This is a genomic window from Protofrankia coriariae (assembly GCF_001017755.1).
Lineage (GTDB): Bacteria > Actinomycetota > Actinomycetes > Frankiales > Frankiaceae > Protofrankia > Protofrankia coriariae.
In genome coordinates, this window is record NZ_JWIO01000018.1 from 83,088 (window position 1) to 89,595 (window position 6,508).

General features: G+C 69.6%; 5 protein-coding genes (1 of these 5 running past the window's edge). All 5 read right to left on the reverse strand.

The genetic code is table 11. The annotated features are described in order from the left end of the window. Positions 1-913, reverse strand: partial view of an MlaD family protein gene (locus tag FrCorBMG51_RS13185; protein ID WP_047223363.1) — the 5' portion only. 578 nt of this gene lie to the left of the window's left edge; 913 of the gene's 1,491 nt are visible here — the first part of the coding sequence; the start codon lies at positions 911-913; its stop codon lies beyond the left edge, outside the window. Next, positions 910-3,633 (reverse strand): MlaD family protein, encoded by a 2,724-nt coding sequence (locus FrCorBMG51_RS29645; RefSeq protein ID WP_476742156.1) that lies wholly within the window; start codon positions 3,631-3,633, stop codon positions 910-912. The genes FrCorBMG51_RS13185 and FrCorBMG51_RS29645 overlap by 4 nt, the downstream gene beginning before the upstream one ends. Beyond that, on the reverse strand, positions 3,630-4,856 hold the full coding sequence (locus FrCorBMG51_RS13200) for an MlaD family protein (protein ID WP_047223364.1): 1,227 nt from the start codon (positions 4,854-4,856) through the stop codon (positions 3,630-3,632). The genes FrCorBMG51_RS29645 and FrCorBMG51_RS13200 overlap by 4 nt, the downstream gene beginning before the upstream one ends. Further along, a complete protein-coding gene (locus FrCorBMG51_RS13205; RefSeq protein WP_083730952.1) occupies positions 4,857-5,708 on the reverse strand; it encodes an ABC transporter ATP-binding protein in 852 nt (283 codons plus the stop codon). It abuts the gene before it with no gap. A 181-nt stretch (positions 5,709-5,889) separates the two neighbouring features. Continuing rightward, the coding region (locus FrCorBMG51_RS13210; protein WP_047223365.1) for an ABC transporter permease at positions 5,890-6,508 on the reverse strand (619 nt) is incomplete at its 5' end.

Genomic DNA, 6,508 nt, shown 5'->3' on the forward strand with positions numbered 1-6,508 from the left:
CCGGGTCGAGCTGGCGGGCCGCCGGCCGGAACTCCTGCGCGGTCGTGGTCAGCTTGTCCAGGGTGGGGTTGAGGTCGGCAAGGCCGGCGCGGGTGGTCCGCAGCGTCTGCGGCAGGTCCGCCACCGTCTGGGCCAGCGGGCGACGCTCGTCCGCGAGCGCCTCCGATGTCGTCGCCAACGAGGTAATGATCGAGTCGAGCTGGCCGTCCTGCTTGGTCAGCGCCGCCGCCGCGTGCTGCAGGCCGGTGACCACCCCGGTCAGGTCGGTGTCCGGACGGGTGCCGCGGGCGGCGCTGAGCACCACCCCGGCCGGTTCGAGGGTGTCCGGCGCGTCCGCGATGAGCTTGCGCAACTCCTCCTGCCCGTCGTTACGCAACGTCGCGTCCAGCCGCTCAACCGTGCGCGGGATGGACTTCTGCGCGTCCGGATCGATGGCGCTGAGGACCTGGTCGAGCTCGACCGGAACGCTGGTGCGTTCCAGCGGGATCGTCTGCCCGGTGCGGAAGCCGCTGCCCGAGCCCCCGTGGGCGAGCTCGACATAGTAGGAGCCACCCACCACGAGCGCGGGCCGCACCGTCGCGGTCGGCTGGTCCCCGAGCTTCCGCAGCACCGACCCGTCGATCTTCAGCGATACCAGGGCGGTGTGCTGGTCGCTCTCCTTCACCCCCGTGACGTCACCGACCTTGACGCCGGCGACCTTCACGACGCTCTTGAACGGTTCCAGTTTGTAGTCCCGCGCGAACTCCGCCCTGATCGTCTCGCCGGAGCCCACCGTGATCAGGATGCGGGCCCGGTTGAAGGCGAAGAAACCGACCAGGGCCAGCACGGCCAGCACCACCAGGCCGAGCGCCTTGGTGGGTATCCGCTGTCCGAGGTGGGCGAGGCTCGCCCGCTGACGCCGCAGCACACTCATCGAGCCGTCCCCCCCACCAGCGGGATGCCCGCCGGAAGTCCCTGCGCGCGGTCCCGCTGCGCCTCACCGGGCCGCGGGTACTGGTTCAGATAGAAGTTCCCGGACGGCAGCAGACCGCTGGTGACGGTCCCCAGACCGGGGTTGAGCCCCAGCCGGGCGTAGCGCATCCCCGGCGCGCCTCCCTCGGAGACGAAGCTCTGGCCGCGGACGAACAGCTGCCCGAGCTCAGGCGCGTACGGCGCCAGCACCCGCAGCGGGGTGAGCAGGTCACCGACCGCCTGGCGCACCGGCGACGCCAACGGCCGGGCGTCCGAGACCGTGCGCGTCAGGTCCTCGACGGCGGGGATGGCCTGCCCGGCCACCGGGGGGACCTTGCCCGCGACCGGCACCCCGTCCACCAGCACGCCACGCAGGTCGGTTTCCGAGTCGGCGAGCGCGCCCGCGCCCGGTTCGAGGTCCCGCACCGCCGAGGCGGTGTCGGCCAGTGGCGTGTTCAGCGAGTCCAGCGCGTGCTTGGCCGTGTCCAGGGTGCCTGGCAGCCGTTCCAGCGTGCCGGCCAGCGGCTTGCCGCCGTCCACCGACACCGCCCGCAGCGTCTGGTCGGACTGGTCGACGAGGGAGGCGATCTGCTGCTGGTGGTCGTCGAGCCGGCCCGCCAGCCGGTCGATGTCCGTCAGCAACGTGGGCAGGTCCGTCTGCGCGGACGCGAGCGCCTGGGAGACAGTGCCGATGTCCGCAAGCAGGCTGGGCGCGGTCTTCAGCAGATCCTGCAGGTCGTCGCTGTGCCCGGCCGCCCCACCGCCGAGAACGCGCACCGTCCGGGTGGCGGCGTCCCGGGTCGGCTGGTCGAGCACGTCGAGCAGCTGGTAGAGGTCCGCCGAGTTGACGTTGCGGGTCGCCTCGATGGTCTGGTCGCCGAGTTTGCCGGCCGCCGAAGTACCCAGGTCGAGCTCGACGAACTTCGTCGCCAGCGCCGAGACGTCCCAGATCTCCGCGTGCGAGTCCCGGTAGACGTCAACGTTGCCGTCGAGCTGCATGGTCACCACCGCGGCACCGTTGACGTAGTCGATCGCGCTGACCCGGCCGATGCGCTTGCTCATCTCCCGGACACCGTCGTTGACCCGCAGCGAGTGGACGTTGTCGAACGCCGCGCGCACCGTCGTCGTCGGCGCGAACGGCAGCCCGGTCTGCGCCTTGAACGTCAGGTACAGGATCGCCGCCAGGACGGCCAGCACGATGCCGCCGGCGCGGAAGGAGCGCGACCGCGCGCGGAACTCCGGCGTTGTCATGACAGCACCCCTCCCAGCAGTTGCCCCAGCAAAGAGTTCTCCTGCCGTTCGGTCAGCCCGGTCGCACTGCCGCCGGCCGGGGCGGAGGTGCCGCCGCCGGCGGTGGCCGGCGCGGAACCGGTCCGCCCGCCGCTGGCGGGCGNCGCCGCTGGCGGGCGTGGACGCCGCCGGCGCGTTGGTCTTGCCCGGCAGCGGCAGCTCCGGCGGCGCGGGCAGCGGCAGGCTGGGGACCGGCGCGTCCGGCAGGCCGGGCACGAGCCCGCCGACGGTCTGCCCCAGGACCTTCGGCGACAGCGGAAGCATCGCCTTGAAGTAGTGGCTGATGGCGTCGTAGTCGCTGGTCGCCATCGACCAGCCCTTGACGAACTCCATCAGGTTCGTCAGCCGCAGGCTCAGCGCCTGCTCCGAGAGCGTCCGCGCCGACACCGACACCCCGAGCAGGTCCGGCGTGGCCGGGCGCAGCGCCTTCACCAGCGGCGCCGCCTCGTCCAGCAGCGTGTTGGCCCGGTCGAGGACCGGCGGCAGCGACGCCAGCGCGGGATCGGCCGCATCGGCGAACCGGTGCAGCTCACCGGTGATGTCGCTGAGATCGTCGGTGACCGGGCGCAGCGACGCCAGCGTGCGGGTCGCCGGGTCGGCGACACCGGCCAGCTGCGCGAGAGTGCTGCGCGCGCTGGCTATGGTCCCCGGGAGGCGGACGAGGGAGTCCTGCAGGGCCTTGCGGTTGGCCGCCACGGTCGCGAGTGTGTCCGTGGCCGACCCGACCAGCCGGTCGAGGCTCTGCCCGTTGTCGGTGGCCAGCGCGCTCGCCACCGGCTGGGCGTCGTCCACCAGCTTGGTCAGCAGTTCGTTCTGCTGGTCGAGGATCGCGGCGAGGTCCTTGGCCTGCGTCATCGCCGGCTCCAACGCGGTGATCGCGTCCGCGGCCTGCTTGCCCTGCCCCTTGAAGCCCTCACCCGCGGTGGTCAGCAGCGCGCCGAGAGCGGACGCGGTCGGCGTGTCCACGGCGTTGAGCACGTCCTGGAGGTCCACCACCCGGTTGGTCTGGGTCTGCGGGATCACCACGGGTTCCGAGAGCACCGGCGCCGACGGCGACCCGCGCTCCAGCAGGATGAACCGCTCACCGAGCAGGTCCTGCGTGGTGATGGTCGCCCGCACGTCGTTGTGCAGCGGCAGCACGCTGCGGTCCACCGTCATCCGCACCCGCGCCCGGCCACCGGCCAGGCTGATGGACTGCACGATGCCGACGTCCACCCCGGACGCCTTGACCGTGTTGCCGGGCACCAGCGGGCTGGCGTCGTCGAACACCGCGGTCACCTCGACGGCGTCGTCGCCCCGCGAGGTCCACAGGATGCCGCCCAACACCAGCGCCGCCACGACCACCAGCGCGATGATCACGGGCCGTCTGCGGCCTAATCCACCAGTACTCATCGGATTCCGCTCCCGGTCGCGTCCACCCACGGCTGCCCGACCGGCTGGCCGGGATACGGCTCAGGATCACGGCGTGACCCTGGCAGCTGCACCGGGCTCTCGTTGATCATGTTGGTGCCCGGGGCAAGCAGGCCCGACCACAGGTGCCCCTGCCCGTCGTAGTGCGCGAACGCCTGCCCCCAGTTGTGGAACCACCCGACCGCTTCAGGGGTGTACGGACGCAGGAAGGCGACCGCGGGCTGCAGGCTGTTCACCAGTTGCGTGACGGGCGGGACGACCTCGTGGGAGGTGTCGATCAGACCGGGTGTCTCCTGCAGCAGCGCCTGCGCCGACACCACCGTGGGACGCAGCTGGGCGAGGCTGGGGCGCAGTTCGGTGAGCACCGGGCTGAGGTTCTTCGCCACCGACGGCAACCGGCTGGTCGCCGGCCTGAGATCCTGGAGCAACGCGATGGTCGGCTCCCCCGCCGTGGGAACCCGGTCCAGGGTGCCCTTCGCGGTCTGCAACGTCGACGGCAGTTCCCTGAGCCCCTCGGAGAGCTGCTGCTGCTGGCCCGCGACCGCGCCGGTCGCGCTGGTCAGGTCGCTCACCACGGAGGCGAGCTCCTGGCGGTGGTCGGCGCCTATCGCCATCATCTGCTGGAGCTGGGTGACCAGCGCGCGGATCGCCGGGCCGTCGCGCCCGACCGCCTCCAGGATCTCCCCGAGCGCCTGCACGCTCGACCCGGCGCTCCTGATCGTCGCGTTGAGGTCCGGCTCCCGGCCGTCCACCGTCTGGTTCAGCTCGGTCAGCAACGAGCTGACCCTGTCCCGGGTCGGCTTGTCCAGGGCGGCGAGCACCTGGTCGACCTCGATCTGCTTGGACTCGCTCTCGATGAGGCCGTGCTCCGGGATCCGCGCGTTCGTGGCCGGTCCCGGGTACAGCGTCAACATGCGTTCACCGATGGCGGAGTTCCATTCCACCCGCGAGGTCGTGCCGTCATGCAGGGGCGCGTATTTCTTGTTCAGGGCGATGGTGACGAGCGCCTTGCCGTTCTTGGTCTCCAGCTCCTTGACCGAACCCGCGCCGAAACCGTTGATCCACACCGGTGAACGGTCGGCGAGCTGTGCCGCCGACGGCATCACCACCGTCACTTCGTAGTTGTCGTCGGCGCGCCAGAGCAGGGCGCCGACGACAACAGCGGCCACCAGCGCCGCGCTGACGACCAGTCGTCGGGATCTCATTCAGTCCATCCCCAGGGGGCCCACCGAGTCGCCGGACAGGAACTGGCGAACGAAGGGCAGGTCGGAGTTGAACGCCTCTTCGGTCTCGCCGTAGTGGATGAGCTTCCCCTTCCACACCACGCCCACGTAGTCGCTCACCTTGCGCGCGGTCCGGATGTCGTGGGTGACCAGTATGTAGGTACCGCCGTGCTCCGCGTGCAGCTTGAGGATCAGGTCGTTCAACAGGCTCGTGCGCACCGGGTCCAGACCCGAGTCCGGCTCGTCGAACATGACGACGCTCGGGTTGAGCACCAGCGCGCGGGCGAAACCCGCGCGCTTCTTCATACCACCGGAGACCTCGCCCGGAGCCTTGTTGACCGCCCGTGTCAGGCCGACTTCCTCAAGCCGCGCCATCACGATCTTGCGAATTTCCGACTCGCTCTTGTCCGTGTGCTTGCGTAACGGGAAGGCGACGTTGTCGTAGATGTTCATCGACCCGAACAGGGCACCGTCCTGGAACAGCACACCGAACCGCTTGCGGATCTCCTGCCGCTCCCGCTCGCTGACGTTCCAGATGTTCTGCCCGAAGACGACGACCTCTCCGTGGTCGGGCTCGAGCAGGCCCACGATGTGCTTCAGCAGCACGCTCTTACCGGTGCCGGAGGGCCCGAGGATCGTGGTGACAGCGTTGTCCACGAAGTTCAGGTTGAGTCCGGTCAGCACGTGGAACGAACCAAACGCCTTCCGCACGTCACGGATCTGCACGCTGTGCGTGAGATCCGACTCGTGACCCGGCGGGTCCGGCTGATACGGCTCACTCACCGACAGCCACGGATCGACGTTCCCACCGACAAGGTCGTCACTCGTGGACATTCACCGCTCCTTTCCTCCAGGAATCCCGGGCGTAAAAGAACCCGGCGCGCGTTGCCGCCAGCCGGTTGGGCCATGCCTGATGAATGCCGGTCCGCTGGGTACCGGCCCGCTGGACACCAGCCAGACGGATGTTGGTCGAGGTGGGCGCCACCCACACGGTCGGACATCTGCCGGGCCCGGCCTAGTACCCGATGGGCGCGCGTGTCAGCGACCCGAAGAACATCTGCTGGAACACCGCCCCGACCACGCTGACGATGACCAGATTGATCACCATGGACTTCGCCGTGTTCTTGCCGACCCCGACCGGCCCACCGCTGGCCGTGTACCCGTAGTAACAGCCGACAAGGACGATCATGATTCCCATCATCGCGCCCATGAGCAGCGACAGCAGCAGGTCCTGCTGGGTCTGGAAGGCCCAGAAGACGGAGAGATACCCACCCGCGGACACACTGTGGAACACGTGCACGTTCAGCACGTAGTTGACGTAGTACATGATCCCGGTGCCCGCGATGAACATGAACGGCGTGACGACGATGGTTGCGAGCAGCCGGGTGCTGATGAGATACGAGTGCGAGTCGAGGCCCATGACCTCAAGCGCGTCTATCTCCTCGCTGATCCGCATCGAGCCGAGCTCGGCGACCAGCCCGCAGGCGACCTTCGCCGAGAGAATCCACCCCCACATCTCGGGGGCGACCGTGTAGTCACCGGTCGAGGTGAACACCGCCGTGTAACCACCGGCGCCCAGCTGGCCGAGGAGGTAGTGGCCTTCCAGCGAGATCTCCGCGGCCAGCATGGCCATC

Bases quoted from the DNA above. Each gene is read 5' to 3' on its own strand.
- FrCorBMG51_RS13200 (WP_047223364.1), bottom strand. From the start codon at position 4,856: ATGAGATCCCGACGACTGGTCGTCAGCGCGGCGCTGGTGGCCGCTGTT.
- FrCorBMG51_RS13205 (WP_083730952.1), bottom strand. From the start codon at position 5,708: ATGTCCACGAGTGACGACCTTGTCGGTGGGAACGTCGATCCGTGGCTG.